Here is a 20,068-nt window from a genome sequence, read left to right as displayed (position 1 = left end):
TCGCGGACCGCGCCATCGAAGAGACGGACAATCATCACGGCGTCGGCTCCCCCACGATAGGTTCGCGAACCGATGCCGCGAATCCGCGTCTTTCTAGAGCGTGAGGCTGAAAGTGGGAAACGGTTTCAGCTCATCTCAGGTTCTAAACATTTGATTTAGAGCCTTTTTGACGCCCGAAATCGATCCCGATTTCAGGCTAACGGCTAGAGCATAGCGCGGAAAAGTGGATGCCGGTTTTCCGCGAAAAGCGATGCGAAAGCAGAAATCTAAAGCAGGCACCGCGATTCCTGTGTCGCGCGGCTTGCTCCAGGACGCGGAGAAGGTCAGACGCTCCGTAGCCAGGCCCAGACGTCGTCGGGGCGCTCGAGCGCCGAGAGCCCTTCCAGGCGGGCGGCTTCGCCCAGGCGTCGAAGGCGGCCGGGCGCGACGCCGAAACGGGCTCGAAACGCCCGACTGAAATGGGCGTCCGACCTGAAGCCGTGACGATAGCCGATCTCGCCGAGGGTGTGCTGCTCCGCGCGATCCCGCAGGATGGCGTCGAAAGCCTGATCGAGGCGCCGCGCCTGGATGAAGGCGCTGACGCCCCCCACGGGCTCGAAGGCCCGGTAGAGCAGGCTGCGCGACACGCCCAACCGCTGGCGCACCAGCTCGGGCGAAAGGGCCACGTCGTCCAGCCGTTCCTCGATGACGCGCCGTCCCTCGGACAGCAGCATCTTCTCGATCGGCCGCGGATCGCCGGGCGTCCGCTCGGCCCGCGCCTCCAGAGCTCCCGCCGCCAGCACGGCGATGGCCTTGGCGGCCGTCGCGGCGTCGGCGGTCGTCAACTGGTCCAGGGAGGCTTCCAGCGCGCGTAGATAGGCCACAAGCATACGACAGCCGTCATCGGCGCCGGAAACCACCAGGCCATGGAAATCCAAGGTCGAGGCCTCGCCCAGCGCCGCCCGGGGCAGGATCATATGCAGGGTGCGATAGTCGCTGGCGACCGTCATATCGAAGGGACGCGCCATGTCGACGAAGCGAACCTCGCCCCGCTGGCTGGAGGCCGGTCGACCATCATAGTCGCCCGCCCAGTCGTTCGGAACCAGGTCCATGACGATCAGGACCGTGTCGCCGCCATCCGCCAGGATGTGGGCGAGGTTGCGCTCGAAGCGCTGCGCCACGCCGACACAGCGCGCCAGCACGACACTGTCCAGATTGTAGCCTTCGAGGCGATTGTAGAACCTCGCCTCCGGCGACATCAGGGTTATGTCGAAGAGATGCGCGCAGCCTTGGCGATAGAGTTCGAAGGCGTTGGCCTGGACCTTCGCGTCCAGCAGCCACAGATCCTGGCGTAAACGGGTGGCGGACAAGGAGAGCTCTTCACGCCCTTGACGACGATAGCGGAACCGGTGACCCCGGATCGCGCGTGAATGCCATATTCGCGGTTATCGCGCGAGGGTCTCCGGCCCCGCGATGAAAGACCCGGCGAGGTCTCGCCGGGTCCAGGGGGCGTCGCCCAAGATCAGAAGAAGCGTTCGCCGATCCGGATGGTGTCGCCGGGGGCGACCATGGTGGAGGGGCTCAGCTCGCCCTTCACTTCCTTGGTTTCGCCGTTGTGCTTGATGTAGACGCTCTTCTTGTCGGCGCGATAGGTAAAGCCGCCGGCGGTGGCCACCGCGTTGAGCACGGTCAATCCCGAGGTGTAGGGATAGGTGCCCGGCTTGTCGACTTCGCCGAGAATGTAGAACGGACGGAAGGTCAGCACCTCGGCGCTGACTCGGGGCTCCTTCAGGTATCCGTCGCTGAGAGCCTTCTGAACGGCGGCCTGGAACTGGCCAACGGTCAGGCCGGCGACCTTGATCTCGCCGATCAACGGCAAGGACATCAGGCCGCTGCCGGTGACGTAGAACTCGCCCGACAGCGAGTCCTCGCCGAACACCGTGACCCGGACTTTATCGCCCGCGCCGAGCAGGTAGTCTTCCGACTGAGCCGGAGCGCTCACCGGCTTGTCGCCTATGGCCGCCTGCCGGGCGTCGGCGACGCCGCTCATCGCGACGGTCGTCATGCCGGCGATCAGGCCCAGCATTGCAAGAGTACGCGCGACTTTCGAGACACAGCTCATAACGAAGCTTCCCACCATAAGTCTTATCGAGTTTGGATTTTGCAATGCCACATGGCACGTGACCACGAGATGAACAAGACTAGGTCTTACGCGGCCCGCGCTTTACCGAACTGAATGATGCTGGGTTCGCCGCCGTCCAGTCTGACGGCCGTCAGGACGCCGGTGGCATAGGCGCCGGTGTCGACATTGATCCGCTGGCGTCCGACATAGACGTCTTCGACCGGCGTGTGGCCATGGACCACCGTGGCCTTCAGTCCGTGCGGGTGGTCGAGGAAGTCGTTGCGGATCCAGAGCAGATCCGCGGCCGTCTGCCGCTCCAGTGGCAGGCCCGGCCGAACCCCGGCGTGAACGAAGACGTAGTCGCCATAGCTGACCACAAGCTCCAGTTGGCGCAGGAAAGCTTCGTGCTCTGGCGGGAAGACGGCGCGGAAGGCCTGCCGCGTCTGTTCCCAGGCTTCGGGCTCCGCCCGTCCCACGGGCGGGCGAACGCCGTATGAGTCCAGGGTCTGCCCGCCGCCGTATTCGACCCAGGACGGTCCCGCCTGCGGGTCCTCCAGGAAGTGCAGCAGGGTTTCCTCGTGGTTGCCCATCAAGGCGCGCAGGATGAAGCGTCCCTCCCGCGCCTGGCCCTGGAGCGCGATCAGGCGGTCGATTACCTGCGCCGACTGAGCGCCGCGATCGATGTAGTCGCCCAGCATGATCAGCACCGGCGGCTCGGACCGCCCCAAGGCTTGGTAGTCCTCGGTCATCCGGGCGATCAAGCCGTCCAGCAGATCTAGCCGGCCATGAACGTCGCCGACCGCGTAGAGCACATGGCCCTCCGTCGATGGCGCCCGCCGGGGCTGCTGCTTGGGACGGAAAAGGGTCTTGAACATGAAGCGGGCCTGAGCGGCGAGAAAGCGCCGGAATTTAAGCCGCGATTTTGCCCTAGGCGGCGTTGCGGTTCAACGGGGTGGAGCGCTGTTAACCTACAATTCAGCACGGTCATTTGCCAGCAATTTACCAAGTAAATTTCCATTCCATTGTAGTTAATTTTGAAATTACCACAGTTAAACACGTAGATTATACCATCTAAATTCGCCCGATATTTAGCGATAATTTGAATACTGACCCCACGAACACAGCGGGGTTGGCATGTTCAAAGCACGAAACATTATCGTTAGCTTGGTTGGCGCCGCGGCGATGATGGCCGGGGCTCAGGCTCAAGCCGGCTCGATGCCCTTCATGCCCCGTGGCGAGGGCGTTGGCGCGCCCATGGGCTTTGCCGATCTATGCCGCCGCGACGCCCAGACCTGCGGCGTGCCGAACAGCCAGCTGGCGCTGCTCGGCATCGCGCCGGCGGGCAACGATATGCCGACCGCCTCTGTCGGCGTGACGGGCGCGCACCGTTTCGAGGGCGCGGTCGCCGCGCCGCTCGACGCTTTCGAGGCGAGCCTGGTCACGATCCAGAAGATCGAGATGCTCAAGGTCGCCGCGGTGGAGGATTTCGTCGCGGCCGGTCAGGTTCGCGAGGCCGCCGCCGCGTCCGCCGCCGCCGTCTCGGCGCCGGCCTGGACCGCGCGCGCCGAGCGTGACCAGCTCAAGCTGGTCAATCAGATCAATCAGTCGGTCAATCGCGATGTCCATAGCGCCAGCGACATGGATCTCTATGGCCAGCCCGAATACTGGTCGCTGCCCAAGCTGGTGAACGGCAAGCTTTATGGGGATTGCGAGGACTACGCGCTGGAGAAGCGCCGTCAGTTGATCGCCGCCGGCGTGCCGGAAGGCGCTCTGTCGATGGCGGTCGCGGTCACCGCGCGCGGCGAGAGCCACGCCGTTCTGATGGTCTCGCTCAAGAGCGGCGACTGGGTGCTGGACAATCTGACGCCCTGGGCCACGCCCTGGCAGGACCTGAACTATCACTGGGTCGAGCGTCAGGTGCCCGGCACCGCCTTCTGGACGCGGGCGGTCTGATCCTCCGAGCCCTTTGGCTTGGCGAAGGTCGCGGAACAAAAAGCCCTGGCGCTCAAGGCGTCGGGGCTTTTCTCATGGCGACGGCGTCGGCGCTAAAATGACGAAAGCCGCGCGAACGATGTCGCGCGGCTTAAGCAAGCGGCGTCTGTTGGCCGGAGGCTTGAATTCAGAGAAAGTGGGCGACCGTCGCGGCGAGGGCGCTCCAAAGCGCGGCGGAGATCAGAGCGGCTAGGCCAAGTCCCGCCATGCGCGGCAGGCGCGAGTCCCGCGACGGCGTCGCGACGGCCTCAACTCGGGCGAAGGACATCTTGGCGTCGATCATCTGTCAGCACTCCTAACGCCAACAGATGTAACATCGCGTCTCTAACGCCCGATGAAAGAGCAGAGTGTATTGCCGTTAAGGATAATGCCGAGCGCCGTGAATTTTTGTCGGCGACGCATCGATATATTTGCGCTAGCCTGAAGATCTCGGAACTGGAAACCGGTCTGGGACGTGGTGGGGAACATAAAAGGTGATCTGGTGGACGGGGAGTCGTATATCGATGTTCTCTCGCCAAGATTGAGCGAAGCGCCCGCGAGAGTCGCCTTCGACATTCGCAAGCGCGCGCTGGACGTGATGGCCTCCGCGGCCTTGCTGATCCTATTCGCGCCGACGCTGCTGATCGCGGCGCTGCTGGTCAAGCTGGAGTCGCCGGGACCGGCCCTCTTCCGCCAGACCCGAGGCGGCCTGAATGGCGCGCGCTTTCAGATCCTGAAGCTTCGCACCATGCGGTGCTTGGAGGACGGTCAGGACCTGACCCAGGCCCAGCGTAACGACCAGCGCGTCACGCGGGTGGGACGCTTCCTGCGGGCCACTAGCATCGACGAGCTGCCGCAGCTGCTGAACGTATTGCGGGGCGACATGTCCCTGGTCGGCCCCAGGCCGCACGCCGCCGCGCATGACGAGTACTACGGCTCGCGGATCCCCGAATACTATGCTCGCTACCAAGCCCGTCCTGGCCTGACCGGCTGGGCCCAGGTGAAGGGCCTGCGCGGCGGCACCGAGACGGTCGAGGCCATGCGGCGGCGCGTCGAGGCCGATATCGACTACATCCAGACCTGGTCGATCCTGAAGGACGCCAAGATCGTCCTTCTGACCATTCCTTCGCTGCTGCTGACCGAGAACGCCTATTAAGCCGGGTTCTAGAGCCTTTAGCCTGAAATCGGCATCGATTTCAGGCGTCAAAAAGGCTCTAAATCAAATGTTTAGAGCGTGAGATAAGCTGAAACCGGTTCCCACTTTCAGCCTCACGCTTTAGCGGCTTTTAGCCGTCGGCGGCGGGGCTTAGACCTCTTCCTCGAAGTGCGGATCGCACTTGCGGATGAAGCGGCGCACGCGCGGATAGATCTCCTCCCGGAAGCGGCGACCGTTGAACACGCCATAGTGGCCGACGCCGGGCTGGACGTAGTCCAGCTTCAGCGCCTCGGGAATGTTCGGGCACAGGCCATGCGCGGCCTGGGTCTGGCCGATGCCGGAGATGTCGTCGTTCTCGCCCTCGACCGTCATCAGGCCGATATCGGTGATCACCTCGGGCCTGACCTTCGCGCCGCGATGCGTCAGCTCGCCCTTCGGCAGCAGATGCTGCTGGAAGACGATGTCGATGGTCTGCAGATAGAACTCTTCCGTCAGGTCCAGCACCGACAGGTATTCGTCGTAGAATTCCAAGTGCTTGTCGGCGCTGTCGCCGTCGCCCTTGACCAGATCGTTGAAGTACCGGCGGTGGGCTTCCTGGTGGCGCTCGGCGTTCATGCTCATGAAGCTGGCCAGCTGGACGAAGCCCGGATAGACGCGGCGGCCCGCGCCCGCATAGGGCGGCGGCACCGTGTAGATCATGTTCGACTGGAACCAGGTGAATGGCTTTTCCTCGGCCAGCTGGTTGGTGACGGTCGGCGACAGGCGCGCGTCGATCGGCGAGCCCATGAAGGTCATGCTGGCCGGACGCGACGGGTGGTTCTGCTCGGCCATCACGGCGGCGGCGGCCAGGACGGGCGGCCCCGGTTGGCAGACGGCCAGCACGTTGGGGCGCGGACCCAGCACCGCCAGCATCTGGATGACGTGGTCGATATAGTCGTGGAAGTCGAAACGGCCCTCCAGGACCGAGACCTCGCGGGCGTTGACCCAGTCGACGATGAACACGGCGTGGTCGGGCAGGAACGCCTCGACCGTGCCGCGCAGCAAGGTGGCGTAGTGGCCCGAAAGGGGCGCGACGATCAGCACGGCCGGATCGAGGCTGAACTTTCCGGCCCGGCGCATGTCCGCCATGTCGCGGTCGAACTGAATCAGGCGCGCCCAGGGGCTCTCCCAGACGACCGTGGGCCGCACGCGCACATCGACCTGGCCGACCTTGACCTTGTCGATGTTCCAGCCCGGCTTGCCGTAGCGGCGGGTGATGTTGGCGAACAGGTCCGCGCCGGCGTGGAGCCGACGGCCAACCGCCGACTCGGCGGCCGGATTCAGCGGCGATCCCCAGAAGTCCCGGGCCGCCAGCGCCGCGAGGCGCATCGGAGTGGAGGCGTAATAAGCCGCCTCATGCAGGGCATAGAGCATGGCGCATCCGCGATATTGCGATGCAGCATAACACGCCAAATCCTAAGGGAGTCTACCCGTTCACGACTTTTTGCGCCGCGCCGCCGAGATGAGCCGACAGCTGGCGGGTCTAGCGACCCTCCAGCGCCGCCAGCAGGCTGGGATCGCGGCGGGCCAGTTCGACGAGACGCTCGATCAGCGCCTCCTTGCCGTCGAGCGCGAGGCCGTCGCGAAGGCGGGCCATGCGTTCGCGAATCCTGGCCGGACCCGCGGCGTTCGCGGCGGTCACCGTGGCGGCCTGATGCTTGCAGCCGCCGAACTTGCGAAAGCCCTCGCAGGTACAGCTTCCCTCGCCAGCGGGCGCGCGCAGCATGACGATATAGCGATCGCCCTGGCTACCCAGGACATGGGCGGTGACCAGGTCCTCCTCGAGGGCGACGAGGTCGACCGCGCCGGCTTCGGCCATGGCCACGCCGCTGTCGAACCAGCGCGCGTCCATCCGTTCGCGCCAGGCGTCCACGTCGAACAACGGACCGGAAACCTCGCTCATGCCTCGTCCTCGATGCGATGGATGTCGTCGTCCGACAGACCGAAATGGTGGCCGATCTCATGGACCAGCACGTGGGAGATCAGCTCGCCAAGGGGCACGTCGCCCCGTTCGGCCCATTCGTCCAGGATCGGGCGACGATAGAGAAAGATGCGCGACGGCTCGGCCGCCGGGTCCAGCACCGACCGCCGGCCCAGGTCGACGCCCTGATAGAGGCCCGTCAGCTCGAACGGATCCTCGATGCCCAGGCTGTCCAGCACCTCGTCGGCGGGGAAGTCGTCGACCCGGATGACGACGTCGCCGGACAGCTGTCGAAAGCCGTCGGGCAGGGCGTCGAAGGCCTGCTTGGCCAGCAGGGCGAAGTCATCAAGCGAAGGGGCGGGGCGGTCGGACCAGGTCATGGACTTCCAAATAGAGCGATTGGCGCGAGACGCCACCGGCCGGCCGGCGAAATCCTCGGGGAACGCGTCCGCCGGCCTTGATCGCCCTCTGGCCACGATCCGGTTAATCTGGGATTCTGATTCGACGACCCGCTGGGGTAAGCGACGCGCCTGATGACTTCGTATGACCTGATCCTCGCGGCGGCGGCCGGCGCGGTTTGCCTCGCCATTTGCGTCATGCTGTTGTCGCTGGGCCAGCGCCGCCGGTACGAGGCCCGCATCGCCGCGCTGAAGGCCCGTCTCTCGCGGGAAGGCGCCGGCCAGGACGCGCCGGCCTGGGTCGAGGCGTTCGACACCGCCGTGGTCGCCGTCGAAGGCGGCCGCGCTAGCCTGGCCGCCGGCGGCGAGGGGCTGGCGGCCTGCGCCAAGGCCCTGGGCGTCGCGTCCGACGTCCAAGCCGTGGTCGCGGCGTTGGGCGACGCCGATCCCAATCACGCTCAGAAGCTGGCCGCGCTGTTCGAGCGCGGCGAGGCCTGCGCTTTCGAGGCGCGCGGCCAGACGGCGTCCGTATCGGTGGAAGGCCGCGCGTCCGGCGCCCTGGCCTGGCTGCGCCTGACGGCCGTCAGCGGCGGCGACTCCGGCCTGCCCTCGGCGGCCCGTTTCGCCGCGTTCGTCGACAGCGTGGTCGAGCCGTGCTGGATCGCCGACGCCGATGGTCAGGCCCTGTGGGGCAATGGCGCCTTCGTCCGCGCCGTGGGGGCGAGCGCCGCCTCCGGCCCGGCCCTGTCCGGCAAGAGCTTCGACCGCGCCGCCGACGCCATGGTGGCCGAAGCCGCCAGCAAGGGCGAGCGACGCGAGGCGGTCCGCTGGATCAATCTGGAGGGCCGCCGCCGGGCCTTCCGCCTGTCGGCCCAGCCGCTGGACGGCGGCGGGGTCGGCGTGTTCTGCGCGGACATCACCGAGATCGAGGACGTCCGCGACGCCTTCAAGAAACATGTCGCGGCGCACGACGAGACCCTGAACCACATCGCCGAGGCCGTGGCGATCTTCAGCGCCACCCGGCGGCTGTCGTTCCACAACACCGCCTTCGCCGAGCTCTGGGGCCTGGAGCCGGCCTGGCTGGCGGACCGGCCGACTCACGGCGAGATCCTAGACCGCCTGCGCCAGCGTCGCCGCTTGCCCGAGACGATCGACTACGCCAGCTGGAAGGCCGCCGAACTGGCGCGCTACGAAGCCTTGGGTCCTCAGGCTGACGACCCCTGGCACCTGCCGGACGGTCGCACCCTCAAGGTCGTGCGCCAGCCGCACCCCCTGGGCGGGATGCTGCTGATCTATTCCGACATCACCGGCGAGCTGCGCCTGAAGGCCCAGTACAACGCCCTGATCCAGGTGCAGCAGGCCACGCTGGACAAGCTGAACGACGCCGTCGCCGTGTTCGGCTCGGACGGCCGCCTGCGCCTGCACAACGAGGCCTTCGAGACCTTCTGGAACGTTACGCCCCACGCCCTGGAGGCGGCCGGCGACTTCGAGGGCGTGGTCGAGCTTTGCGTGCCGCGCCTGCACGACCTGGCCTTCTGGCGCGAGCTCAAGGGTCGGGTGGCCGATCCCGATCCGCAGATGCGGGCGCCGACCTCGGGCGAGGTCCGCACCTCCGACGACCGCATCGTCGTCTATCAGAGCCGGCCGCTTCCGGACGGCGCGACCCTGATCGCCTTCGCCGACGTCACCGACACCCGCGACCTGCAGAGCGCGCTGGCCGATCGTTCCGCCGCCCTCGCCGAGGCCGAGCGGCTGAAGCGGGATTTCGTCGGCAACGTGTCCTACGAACTGCGCACGCCCCTGACGACGATCATCGGCTATTCGGAGCTGTTGGAGCGCGCCGACGGCATTTCCGAGCGCGGCCGCAACCACGTGGCCGCCGTGCGCGCCGCCGCGACCCAACTGGCCCGCTCGATCGACGACGTGCTGGACATGGCGCAGATCGACGCCGGCGAGATGGCGCTGGAAATCGAGGACATCCGTGTCTCGGACCTGCTGCTCAACGCCCAGGAACGCGCCCTGAAGGACGCTCAGCTGGGCGCGGTGACTCTGGCGGTCGAGTGCGAGGAGGATGTCGGCTTGATCCGCGGCGACGGCAAGCGGCTGGCCCAGACCCTCGATCACCTCGTGGAGAACGCTTTGCGCCAGACGCCGCCCGGCGGCCGCGTCACCCTGTCGGCCCGGCGGGCCTTGGGCGAGGTGCGGCTGGACGTCTCCGACACCGGCCGCGGCGTGCCTTTCCACGTTCAGGCCCACATCTTCGACCGCTTCGTCGGCCGCGATCGCGGCGGACCGGGCCTGGGCCTGGCCTTGGTCAAGGCCCTGGTCGAGCTGCACGGCGGCTGGGTGGCGCTGGAGAGCGAACCCGGCGCCGGCTCGACCTTCACCTGCCATCTGCCGGAGAGCCAGCAGCCCGGCGCGATGCAGCCCGAACTGGGCTTTTAGAGCGAAGGGGCCCGCCGCGGCGCCGGCGCTGTCGCCTTCGCGCGAGAGGCAACATTCGACCGCGAGCCGCCCAATCCGCTAGCCTGGGTTGGCGCGTTCATAAGGGCCGGCGGGCTTGTTGGCGTTCTCGTCCAGCCCATTCTGATGCGCCGGATCATCGACGGCGCGCGGGGCTTGCGATTCAACTTCGATCCGTCGGCCATCACCTTGGGGCCGATCGGCATGATGCTGATCATGGTGTCGCGGTTGTGGGTTCAATCCGTATGAGATCGACGCGACGCCCGCTGAAAGACCCCGAAGCCGACTACTTCGAGGAACCGCCCGAACGCGCTCTAAATATGGGACTCTAGGCCTCTTTGGTCGCGTCGCGCGCTTCCAAGAGCTCGGCGGGCAGGCGCTGGGCGAGCAGAGCGGCCAGGAGCGTCATGCCCGCGTTGAGGACGACCAGCGTCTCAAATCGCAGATGCACGTGATCGATCAAGGCCGAGCCTAGCCAGTCGGACCCGAACAGGAAAAAGTTGCGCACGGCCATGAAGACCGCGAAGCCCAGCGCCTCGCTTCCGCGTGGGGTCGCGCGCACGGCCGCATGGATGATGACGATTTCGCAGAGCGCGGCGGCGAAGCCATTGATCGTCTCGATGACTAGAGCGTGGGCGAAGCTGTCGTAGAGGCGATACAGCAGGATTCCGCCAGCGCCGAACGCCAGGCAGACCCTCATCAGCCGCCGCAAGGCGAACCGATGGGCGGCGAATAGGCCGTAGACGGCGGCCGCGGCCACCCCGCCGACGCCGCCGCAGAATGTCAGATAGCCTTGGTGAGGCGTGTCCAGACGCAGACTGTTCTGCTGCAGGTAAAACAACGCCGTCTGGAGGCCCGGCGCCAAATAGTAGAGCGTCGCGAGCAAGGCGACGCTCCACAGGCCGCGGGCTCTGATCAGGGCGCCCAGCCGGCGGGCGATTCCATCGCGTAGGGGCGTCGCGCGTGGCGGTCGCGGCGGCTCGCGCATCAGCCAGGCCAGGGGCGCGATCAGCAGGGCGACCGCGCCGCCCGCCAAGGCGGTCCAGCCTATCGATAACGCGCCGAGATAGCCGCCCGCCAGACCCGAGATCAGCCAGCTGGATTGGTAGCCGGCGTTGCGAAGCGAGGTCAGTTGACCCGGGCGATCCACGGCCTGGGCGATCTCGACCATGTAGCCGCCGATCGCGGTGCTGGCGATGACGATCGCCAAATTCAGGGCCATACAGACGGCCAGCAGCGCGCCGTAGTCGTGGGCGGCCGGCGCCAAGGCCGCCCAGGCCGCCGCCGCGATCAGGCCGCCAAGCGCCAGATAGCTCGCGCGTCGACTGCCGAGCAACGGATAGGTGTCCGACAAGGCGCCGATCAGCGGCTTGAGGTACCAGGGCGCGCCGATCCAGAAGAAGAAGGCCGCGGCGGCGCTGCGATCGCTCTCCAAGGTGTTCTTGAGCAGGTTCTGCAGCGGTATGCGGCCCAGAACATTGGGCTGCGCGAGGGTCGTGGCCCAAAAGCCGATGAAAACCACCAGCCGCGTGGCGCCGAGCGAACGTGCGCTGGTAACAGCGAAGGGAGCGGCCAGGCGCTTGAACATACGCCAGTCTAACGCGATGCGCGGGCCGCGCATCCGCTGTTTGACGGCGGGTGGGGCGGCGGATCGGGAAGCGCGCTCCCGATCCGCCTGGCAGGCTTAGAACTTGGCCGTGATCTTCGCGTAAATCCGCCGCGGCTGGTTGACGAACCAGTCATAACCCACGGCGTTGGATAGTCGTGGCGCTATGTAGCGGTTGTTGGTCACGTTATTGGCGTATAGGTCGAATCTCCAGGCCCCTAGCTCGTAGAACAGCCGCAGATCAAGTTCTTTGTTGTCATTGATCAGGCTGGAGAGATCCGCGCCATTGTTGAGCTTGTAGGGCGCGCGCTTCTTGTAGATATAGCCGCCGCCGAAGCCAAAGCCTTTCAGGGGGCCGTCCAGCAACTTGTAGGACGAGAATACCGATAGGCCGAGCGGCACTCCGAAGGGCGACTTCAGACCCTTGAGCGGCCCGCCGGTATATTCGTTCTTTGTTGAAGAGGCCGAGGCGGTCAGGTCCCAGCCCGGCGCCAGCTTGCCCTGCCATTCCGCCTCGATCCCCCGCGCGCGCTGGGCGCCGGTGGACATCGAATACCGTGAGTGGTCCGGGTCCTGCTGGAAGGAGTTGGTGATCGAGGTCTCGAACACGTCGAGCGTCCAGTTGACCAGCTTGTTGGCGGACTGGCCCTTGACGCCGGCCTCCTTGGTCGCGCCCTTTTGCGGGCCCAGGAAAATGCCCGCGCCCATCGGCGCGGCCGGATCATAGCCGTAGCGGTTCGCCGCCTCGAAGGTGGTGCCATAGCTCAGATAGGCATGAAGGCCGTCCCTGAGGGCGTAGTTGGCGCCCAGCTGATAGGTCCATTTGCTCTGGTCGGGGCGCGGGGTGGTCTTCGGCGCGTCGTCGACCGAGCCCAGCGGCAGGCTGCAGCAGACCCGGCGCTGGCGCTGGGTGTCGTTGGACCAGCGCGCGCCCAGATTGAAGGTCAGTCGGTCGCTGGGACGCAGGATGGCCCCGGTCTCGAAGCCCGAATTGACTTCCTTGCGATTGTAGGCGACCGCGAAGCTGGCCGGGGCGTAGACCCCGCCGCTGGCGAAGCCCGAGACGCCGCCCGGATCGGGCAGCACCGACCAGTTGCCCTTGTAGATGTTGAAGCCGCTTGTCGCGCCGTCCCAATAGCGACCCAGGTAGGGGCTCACACCCAGCACGGACTCGGTATAGTCGGCGCCGAAGAACAGGGTCTGCTTGTGGCCGAACGCCTCGACGTCGCCAAACAGATTGACCTCGCCCGCCCACTGGTGGTCACGCTCGGTGTCGAAATAGAGATAGACGTTGGTCGGCTGCGTCTTGTCGGTGGGCAGGGCGCTGAACGCGCCGACCCACAGGTACTTGTTGTCGTAATTGGCTTCGTTGTGCTCGGCCGCGATGCTCAGCCGCCAGTCGTTGTCGAAGCGGTGCTCGTACTTGAGCGAAGTGTCCAGCCAGTGGCCCGCGTGCTTGGACCAGGGCGGCTGCAGGAAGCCGAGCTTCTTATAGGAAAGGTCGGGTACGGAATAGTTGGCCCCGTTGGCGGCGCCGCCAGGGCCGCTGGCGTTGAAGGCCAGCGGAATGCCAAAGCCCGCGCCGTCGTTGAGATGGGTGTAGTTGAGCAGCCAGGTCAGGGTGTCCTTGTCGCTGATCTCGAACTTCAGGCTGGGAGCGATGGTTTCGTGCTTGCGCTTGAAGGTCTCGAAGCTGGCGCCTTCGTTGCCGGCCGAGACCACCAGGCGGCCGTACAGGCGCTGATCAGCGGTCAAGGAACCGTAGACGTCGGCCTGGCCCTCGACGTGGTCGAACTGACCAAACGAGAGGGAGGCCGAGCCGCCGAAATCCTTCTTGGGTTGCTTGGAATTGACCAGCAGCGTGCCCGAGACGAAGCTTTGGCCATAGACGCTGGAGGACGCGCCCTTCAGAACATCGACGCTCTCGTAGGGCGAAAGATCGGCCGGCATTTCGCAGTTCGAGCGGAAGCCATTGATCTTGATGGGGAAGTTGCCGCAGGTATTGACCCCGCCAAAGCCGCGGAAATAGTTCTGGGTGACGTAGCCGCTGCCAATCGGCGTCGTGTACTGGCCGGAGTCCAGCTTTCCCAGGTCCGACAGGTTGTTGATGCCCGCGAACGACAGCTCGTCGGCGCTGAAGACCTTGATGCTCTGGGAGGTGTCGATGATGGCCTGGGGGGTCTTCGAGACCGAGGTCACGGTGGTGTTGAACCGCGTGGCCGTCACCGTCACCGCGTCGACCGCGTCATTGGACGGACCGGAGCTGGCTGCCGGCTTGGGAGAAGCCGAGGCCGGCGCCGTCTGGGCGTGAACGGCGGGCGCGATCAGGGCGCAAGTCGTGCCGAGCAATAGGTCTCGAAGTAATGCCCTTTTACGGATGCTGTTCCTTAGTGCAACCATCGCGGTAATCACCCCCGGGGTAAGACTTTTGGGCGCCAAATTTCCGCGAACAAAGCAATAGCCGCAGTTTGGCAATTCCATTCCGCGATCAATGGCATGGGGGCCGCAAGTTCATTCTCGGGCTGATGCATTCTTTGCATGGCGCGCCTTTTGGACCTGTGCTGAAACCATGTGAAAGCGGTCAAGCAATGCAAATCACGTCGCGGGCGCGACCGGCTTGGGCTTGGCATGGTCGGCCGGGGGCAGGGCGGTCAGGCGCGGGTGGGGCATGCTGAATTCGGTGAAGCCCGTGACCTTGCCCGAGGCGTCGCGCTCGAAACGCACCAGGTCGGCCTTGCTGCCGTCCTCCCGCAGCCGCCGGAAGGTGTCCTTGCCCTCCGGCCGCAAGATGTCGAGGCCCTCGGCCGGATTGGCCGATGGCAAGCTCATGAGCGCCAGCCCCCCGCTCCAGGGCGCCACGGCGATTTCGGATATCCACGGCTGACCCGAATAGACCCCTGAATAAGCCTCGAGCTCCGCGTCCGGCAGGCTCGGACCGCTGGTCGGCGCGGCCTTGCGGCGATCAAGCAGATCGAAGATCGCGCCGCTGTGGCCCCAGGCGTCGCCCATCCCCGCCATCATCACGACCACGGCGGTCTCGGTGGCCGGACGAAGACTCAGATTGGTCTTGTAGCCCGGACAGGCGCCGTCATGGCCCACATAGGTCGCCTCGCCCTTCTTCCAGACGTGAAAGCCAAGGCCCCAGCTGTCCTTCCAGTTGGGATCCAGGAACTGCACGCGTTGCATCTCGCGCAGGGTCGAGGCCTTCAGCACCTCCGTCTTTCCGGTGCGCAGCAGGCGAAACTGCCAGCGGGCGAAGCGGCTCAGATCCTCGGCCGACGAAACGAGCCCGGCGGCGGGCAGGACGCCGCGCGTGTCGAAGGGCGGCAGCGGCTTGATCTGGCCTTGGCGGTCGGGCGAGCCCCAGCCGACGGCCAACCGCTGTCCGTAGAGCGCCATGGGCAGGCCGACATAGGTGTCCTTGAGGCCCAGCGGCGCCAGCACATTGGCTTTTACATAGTCGGCATAGGGCTGGCCGCTGACGGCCGCCACCGTGTCGCCCACCAGCGTCAAGCCGACATTGCTGTACTGGAAGTAGCGCGACGCGGGCCAAAGGGGCTGTTGCTTGGCCAGGCCCGTCTTGACCTCCTCCTCCGTCGGGAAGGTGAAGTCCGGACCGGACCAGTAGGGTTTGTCGAAGTCGCGAGGCAGGCCCGCCGAATGGGTCAGCGCCCCGCGCAGGGTGATCGGCACGCTGTCTTCGTCCAGCGGTTTCAGCTTGGCCCAGGGCAGGTAACTGGTCAGCGGCTCGTCAAGCCTGACCTTGCCGGCCTCCCACTGCTGCATCAGGGCCACCGAGGTGAAGAGCTTGGAGATCGAGCAGATCGAATAGAGCGTTTGGCTGGTCGCGGGCGTCTTGCGCGCGGCGTCGACGGTCCCGTAGCCGGCGGCGAAGACCATGTCGTCGCCCTGGGTGATCGTCGCGGACATCGCCGGAATACGGTGAAAGGCGCGTTCGCTTTCAAGCCAGACGTCGACGACGCGCAAGGCGTCGGCCGGGAGCGAAGTCTTGGCCGTCTCGGCGGGCTCCCGAGCCCAGGCCGCGGGTCCGGGCCACGCGGCCTGGGCCAGGATGGTCAACGCGGCCGCCGCGGTCCTCAACTTCATGCCCGATCCCCTGTTCGTCTCGCGGGAGCCGCTGACGAGCGGTCCTCGGCGAAGCTCACGATTAGGGCGCGGCGAAAATCGAAGGCAAAACCTTTCAGGGCGTCATGCAATCTTTGCATAGGGCGTGGCGGGCGCCGCTTAGCCTAGCGCGCGAAGCCGATCCCACACCGCTTCGATCCTCGGCAGAACGGACTCGATTTCCCGGGCGTTGGCGCGCCACTTGTCCGCCGCCGGAGCGGTCTGGGTATAGCGCGAGGCGGGCAGGGGGCGGCGCAGATGGGCGGCCAGGGGCTCGTCCAGCGGCAGCCGCGCGAAGTCCATCAGACGCGAGACCGTTCCCAATGGATCGGCCAGCAGGTCGGCGTAGTTGACGCTGGTCCAGCGGTCGCGATCCAGGCCCTCGAGGTCGTCCAGGGCGATGGTGTTGGTCGAGCGCCATTGGAAGGCCGCGATCTCCTCCAGCCGCTGGCCCGCCATCGTCTCATGGGCGGGCGGGAGCAGCAGCGACCAGGGATCTTGGAAGCCGTCGAGGCCGCGATAGGTGACGAAGCGTCCGGAGCGCCAGGCCTCCATGATGCTGCTGATGTTCTCGCGCGGATCGCGCCACAGGAAGATGAAGCGAGCCTGTGGAAAGTGCGCGTTGAAGAACGGAATGCGCAACGCGTTCTTCGGCGTCTTTTCCAGGAAGACCTCTCCGCCATCGCCCCGGGTTGGCGCGCCCGTCGCGTCGACCAGCCGCGTGGCGATCTGCTCGACCATGTGACGTCGGACCGTGGAGCTGGCGTGCCGAGCCGTCAGCCGGTTGGACGTGACGTCCGGCGCGCCGGGACGCAGGCTTGGCAAGCTCTCGACCAGCCAGTGCGCTTCGCCGCCCACCGTGCACAGGCCTTGGCTCTTGGCCAGGGTCTCGAACAGCAGCGTGCTGCCCGAACGGGGCGCGGCGACGATGAACAGCGGTCGCTCCAGGGCCGAGGGCGTCTTCGAGCCCGCCGCGCGCGCGGGTTCGCGCGAGGCCGGGGCGGGCGGGTCTCGGTCCTCGCTCGCCAACAGCTCAAGCAGCGGCGTCATATGGCGCTCGTAGCGCCGCCAGCGGCCGATCGAGGTCTGGTAGAGCGGCTGGCGCACCTGCCAGCGGCTGGGGGTCTGGACTGTGCGTTCGGTTTCCTGAAACGCCAGGCAAGCCGGGTCCCAGTCGAGGCCGCAATAGCTCAGCAGGTCGCGGATGACCGGCTCGGGATCGGCGACCAGCGCCTCGTAGCGCAACTCGTGGATCGGCGTGGGCAGCACCGCCCGCCAATGATCCATCAGCCGCTCGTGCTCCAGGAAATACCGGCCGAAATCGTCGAACCGGGTGGTGAAGTCATGGTCGAGCTCGAACAGTTCGACAAAGCACGACAGGGCCACGTCTCGCGGGTCTCGGCGGCAGTGGATGATGCGCGCCCTGGGAAAGAGCTTGGCGATTAGCCCCAGATGCAGCGAGTTCAGCGGCATCTTGTCCGTCACGCGCGATGGCGCGGGACCCGCCAGTCGGTCGAGTTCGGCCAGATAGTCGCCGGCGAGTTCGGCCAAGCCGTCCAGGTCGGTGAGATCCTCGGGATAGTCGGGCGCCAGCATCTTCACCAGACGTGGAATGTCAGGCAGCTCGCCGGCCCCGAACACCTGGGGATGGCTGGCCAGGATCTGCTCGGTCAGGGTCGTGCCCGAGCGCGGCAGGCCGACGATGAACACCGGCCTTTCGGAGTCGCTGAGCGGCGCGGCTTCGGAAAAGGTCGCCGCGGTGAAGGCGGCCTTGAGGCGGGCCATCTGATGAACCACGGCGTCGAGGTCGAAGGCTGGGCGCGTGCGCGAGAAGGTCGCCTTGGCGCCGCTGAAGTGGTGGAAGGCCCGTTCGTGGTCGCCGGATCGCTCGTAGTGCTTGCCCAGGCCGCGGTGCAGCTTGATGCGATCCTCGTCGCGCCCGCCTGGCGTCTTCAACAGGTCCTCGGCCTGGCGCACCATGGTCGCGTCGGGAACGTAGTCGCGCACGCCCAGCACATTGGCCAGGGAGGGGGCGTGGCGCGGGTCTAGGCGCCGCACGGTCAGGTATTGCTCGATGGCCTCGGCGAACTGGCCGCGCTGCTCGAGCAGCAGAGCCAGATTGTGGCGGGCCGGGACGTGCGCCGGATCCAGGGCGATGGCCCGGCGGAACAGGGCGACGGCCTCGTCGAAGGCGTGATCCTCATTCAGGGCCTGGGCGAGATTATAGGCCGCCGCGGCCGAGTCTGGGCGTAGCTCGAGCGCCCGGCGATAGAGGGTGATCGCCTGCTGAAGGTCCCGCGTCAGCGTGACATTAGCCAGGTTGTTGAGCGTGTCGGCGTGGTCGGGGGCGATGGCCAGGGCCCGTTCGAAAAGCTCGGCGGCCGCGCGCTTGTCGTTAAGCCGCGCATGGATCTGGCCCAGATGGTTGTAGGCGCGCGGATCGGTGGGGTCGCTCGCGATCGCGCGTTCCAGAAGCTCCACGGCTTGGCGCGAGTTGCCCGTTTGCTGGGCGATCAGGCCCATATAATGAAGGGCTCGCGCATGATCCGGCGTTCTGGCCAGCACCGCGCGATATACGCTGGCGGCGTGGGCGAGATCGCCGCGCTTGTGTCGATCAAAGGCCTGCTCGACCTGGCGATCGATCTCCGAGGGCGAGTAGGTTGCGGTCTCAGGGTTCACGGCGAAGGTCACGAACGAGGTTGAAAATGCGTGGGGCGTGGCGATGATCGCGAGCGAACCGACCGTTCCATTGGGCAGGTTCGATTGCTCGGCCTTGACGCGCAAGGTGTTGGCGCTGGGCGAGGCCGCTTGGCTGGCCGACGCGCGCCGCCAGAACGACTACGATGTCCACGCCCAGACCCAGTCCATCATCCTGACCTTCTGCGAAGGCTGGCCCGACGTTCGGATCTTTCGCGCCGCCGGCTGGGATCTCCTGGCCGAGGAGGCCCAGGATCTGATGGACCGCGTGATCGCCAAGCGCTACCCGCCGGGCGGCACGGTGCTGCGAGCCATGATGGCGCGCCTGCCGGCGGGCTGCCGCATCGCCCGCCATACCGACGGCCATCCGTCGTTCGCCGCGGCCCATCGCATCCACGTGCCGCTCGTGACCAATCCGGATGTCGAGTTCATTGTTGGCTCCGAGCGCATCCCGCCCAGGGCTCAATATGCGTTCGAGCTGAACAATCTGATGGCGCATAGCGTCGCCAACCGCGGCGACGCCGCCCGCATTCACTTCATCTTCGACTATGCGCCGTCTCTGAAAGCGGTCTGACGGGCGCGTCATCAGCTGAGGTGTTTCCAGCGGGTGGGCTCGTTGGCGGCGGGCAGGCATCGAAGAGCCGCGCCCCCGACGCGCGCGGCCGGCGCGCCCCGCCCTCCTGGCGATAGCAGCGACCAAAGTTCGGCCACCGCCGTCGATGTCGACCGGCGGTCGCGATGGGCGATGATCTTGAGATCCGCGCTCCAGCCTTCGATCTCGACCCGACGCAGCGCGCCGCGCGGGGCCTCGTTGGCGACGCCGATCGGCAGCCAGGCCACGCCATGGCCGGCCATGGCCATGGCGCGCAACACGGCGGTGGACTCCGCCTCGAAGATCACCGGGCCGCGTGGGCGGGTCGGGGCGGCGTCCAGAAGAGCCTCGACGACCCGGGCGAAGGTGGAGGTGGGCGTGTAGGCCAGCAGCGGGACCGCGCGGCCTGACCGCTCCAGCCGTTCGGCGACCCAGGGCGCGGCGTAGGGAGCCAGGACTTCCTCCCCGATCTCGACGCGCTCGTACTGGTCCTCGGGCAGGGTCACGCCGACAATCGCCGACTGGTAGGCGATAAGGATGTCAATGTCGGCGGTCATCAAGGCCGCGACGATGTCGTTGACGTCGCCGCTCACGATGTTCCAAGCGACGTCCGGGCCCACCGCGCGTTGCCAGGCGCCCCACCAAGCCGGCAGGCGCCCGGTGGCGAGGGAGTGAGGAAGAGCCAGGCTCAGTTCGCGCCGCGGCCCGCTTGTCGGGTCGTTCGACTGGGCGTCCGTGATCTGCTGAACGATCGCGGCGGCGCGCTGGCGGAAATTCTCGCCATCGGGAGTCAAGCGCAATGGGCAGGATGCGCGATCGATCAGCGACACCCCCAGCCACCATTCCAAGCCCCGAATGCGCCGGCTGAACGCGGCTTGGGAGATGTTGCGCAGGCGCGCGGCGCGGGTGAAGTTTCGGGTGTCGGCGACCGCCAGAAAGTCTTCCAGCCAACGCATGTCCATGGCGCCGACAAGGTCGCGTTGGGCTTCGGTTTCCATG

Annotated in this window: 17 protein-coding genes; 5 read left to right on the top strand and 12 right to left on the bottom strand. The window is 66.5% G+C overall.

Features of this window, described 5'->3' with window-relative positions; all coding sequences use genetic code 11:
• Positions 1–323 precede the first annotated feature (323 nt).
• The 3 genes from OR37_RS03720 to OR37_RS03710 form a co-directional block, all read right to left on the bottom strand.
• Positions 324–1,349: a helix-turn-helix domain-containing protein gene (locus tag OR37_RS03720; RefSeq protein WP_004615929.1), complete on the bottom strand. Its 1,026-nt coding sequence runs from the start codon at positions 1,347–1,349 to the stop codon at positions 324–326.
• 152 nt (positions 1,350–1,501) lie between these two features.
• Entirely contained in the window at positions 1,502–2,101 is a 600-nt protein-coding gene (locus tag OR37_RS03715; RefSeq protein WP_004615928.1) for a polysaccharide biosynthesis/export family protein, read from the bottom strand.
• 86 nt (positions 2,102–2,187) lie between these two features.
• Entirely contained in the window at positions 2,188–2,976 is a 789-nt protein-coding gene (locus OR37_RS03710) for a metallophosphoesterase family protein (RefSeq protein ID WP_004615925.1), read from the bottom strand.
• Positions 2,977–3,283: 307 nt separating this feature from the next.
• Here OR37_RS03710 and OR37_RS03705 point away from each other — a divergent pair, with 307 nt between their 5' ends.
• On the top strand, positions 3,284–4,054 hold the full coding sequence (locus OR37_RS03705; RefSeq protein ID WP_235046540.1) for a transglutaminase-like cysteine peptidase: 771 nt from the start codon (positions 3,284–3,286) through the stop codon (positions 4,052–4,054).
• Positions 4,055–4,220: 166 nt separating this feature from the next.
• Here OR37_RS03705 and OR37_RS21755 read toward each other — a convergent pair whose 3' ends face one another.
• Entirely contained in the window at positions 4,221–4,376 is a 156-nt protein-coding gene (locus OR37_RS21755; protein WP_004615922.1) for a hypothetical protein, read from the bottom strand.
• Positions 4,377–4,574: 198 nt separating this feature from the next.
• Here OR37_RS21755 and OR37_RS03700 point away from each other — a divergent pair, with 198 nt between their 5' ends.
• Positions 4,575–5,228, top strand: a complete 654-nt coding sequence (locus OR37_RS03700; RefSeq protein ID WP_004615920.1) for an exopolysaccharide biosynthesis polyprenyl glycosylphosphotransferase — start codon at positions 4,575–4,577, stop codon at positions 5,226–5,228.
• Between the two features lie 150 nt (positions 5,229–5,378).
• Here the strand turns inward: OR37_RS03700 and OR37_RS03695 are convergent, their stop codons facing one another.
• The 3 genes from OR37_RS03695 to OR37_RS03685 form a co-directional block, all read right to left on the bottom strand.
• The gene (locus OR37_RS03695) at positions 5,379–6,641 is read right to left on the bottom strand and encodes a polyhydroxyalkanoate depolymerase (protein ID WP_004615918.1); all 1,263 of its coding nucleotides are present in this window, start codon (positions 6,639–6,641) and stop codon (positions 5,379–5,381) included.
• A 109-nt stretch (positions 6,642–6,750) separates the two neighbouring features.
• Positions 6,751–7,170 carry a hypothetical protein gene (locus tag OR37_RS03690; RefSeq protein ID WP_004615916.1) on the bottom strand — a complete coding sequence of 140 codons (420 nt, stop codon included), beginning with the start codon at positions 7,168–7,170 and terminating at the stop codon, positions 6,751–6,753.
• Complete coding sequence (locus OR37_RS03685; protein ID WP_004615914.1) at positions 7,167–7,568, bottom strand: metallopeptidase family protein; 402 nt, start codon at positions 7,566–7,568, stop codon at positions 7,167–7,169. The genes OR37_RS03690 and OR37_RS03685 overlap by 4 nt, the downstream gene beginning before the upstream one ends.
• 153 nt (positions 7,569–7,721) lie before the next feature.
• Here OR37_RS03685 and divL point away from each other — a divergent pair, with 153 nt between their 5' ends.
• Positions 7,722–10,031 (top strand): cell cycle protein kinase DivL, encoded by a 2,310-nt coding sequence (divL, locus tag OR37_RS03680; protein WP_004615912.1) that lies wholly within the window; start codon positions 7,722–7,724, stop codon positions 10,029–10,031.
• A gap of 144 nt (positions 10,032–10,175) precedes the next feature.
• Positions 10,176–10,298 (top strand): hypothetical protein, encoded by a 123-nt coding sequence (locus OR37_RS22315; protein ID WP_268743939.1) that lies wholly within the window; start codon positions 10,176–10,178, stop codon positions 10,296–10,298.
• Positions 10,299–10,377: 79 nt separating this feature from the next.
• On the opposite strand, the gene OR37_RS03675 is transcribed toward OR37_RS22315, so the two are convergent.
• The 4 genes from OR37_RS03675 to OR37_RS03660 form a co-directional block, all read right to left on the bottom strand.
• Complete coding sequence (locus OR37_RS03675; protein WP_165570567.1) at positions 10,378–11,637, bottom strand: MFS transporter; 1,260 nt, start codon at positions 11,635–11,637, stop codon at positions 10,378–10,380.
• A 96-nt stretch (positions 11,638–11,733) separates the two neighbouring features.
• Positions 11,734–14,004 (bottom strand): TonB-dependent siderophore receptor, encoded by a 2,271-nt coding sequence (locus OR37_RS03670; RefSeq protein ID WP_004615909.1) that lies wholly within the window; start codon positions 14,002–14,004, stop codon positions 11,734–11,736.
• A 246-nt stretch (positions 14,005–14,250) separates the two neighbouring features.
• A complete protein-coding gene (locus OR37_RS03665; RefSeq protein WP_004615906.1) occupies positions 14,251–15,762 on the bottom strand; it encodes a serine hydrolase in 1,512 nt (503 codons plus the stop codon).
• Positions 15,763–15,900: 138 nt separating this feature from the next.
• Positions 15,901–18,564, bottom strand: a complete 2,664-nt coding sequence (locus OR37_RS03660) for a tetratricopeptide repeat-containing sulfotransferase family protein (RefSeq protein WP_004615904.1) — start codon at positions 18,562–18,564, stop codon at positions 15,901–15,903.
• Between OR37_RS03660 and OR37_RS03655 the strand changes: the two genes are divergently transcribed.
• Positions 18,554–19,051: an aspartyl/asparaginyl beta-hydroxylase domain-containing protein gene (locus OR37_RS03655; protein WP_165570566.1), complete on the top strand. Its 498-nt coding sequence runs from the start codon at positions 18,554–18,556 to the stop codon at positions 19,049–19,051. The two genes, OR37_RS03660 and OR37_RS03655, sit on opposite strands and share 11 nt — an antisense overlap.
• Positions 19,052–19,062: 11 nt before the next feature.
• On the opposite strand, the gene OR37_RS03650 is transcribed toward OR37_RS03655, so the two are convergent.
• Complete coding sequence (locus OR37_RS03650) at positions 19,063–20,067, bottom strand: LysR family transcriptional regulator (RefSeq protein ID WP_004615900.1); 1,005 nt, start codon at positions 20,065–20,067, stop codon at positions 19,063–19,065.
• Between the last annotated feature and the right edge of the window lies 1 nt (position 20,068).

Source organism: Caulobacter vibrioides OR37, from assembly GCF_000372645.1.
Taxonomy (GTDB): Bacteria; Pseudomonadota; Alphaproteobacteria; order Caulobacterales; family Caulobacteraceae; genus Caulobacter; species Caulobacter vibrioides_E.
Note: the sequence above shows the minus strand (reverse complement) of the source record. Positions and strands in the feature narration are given on the sequence as shown.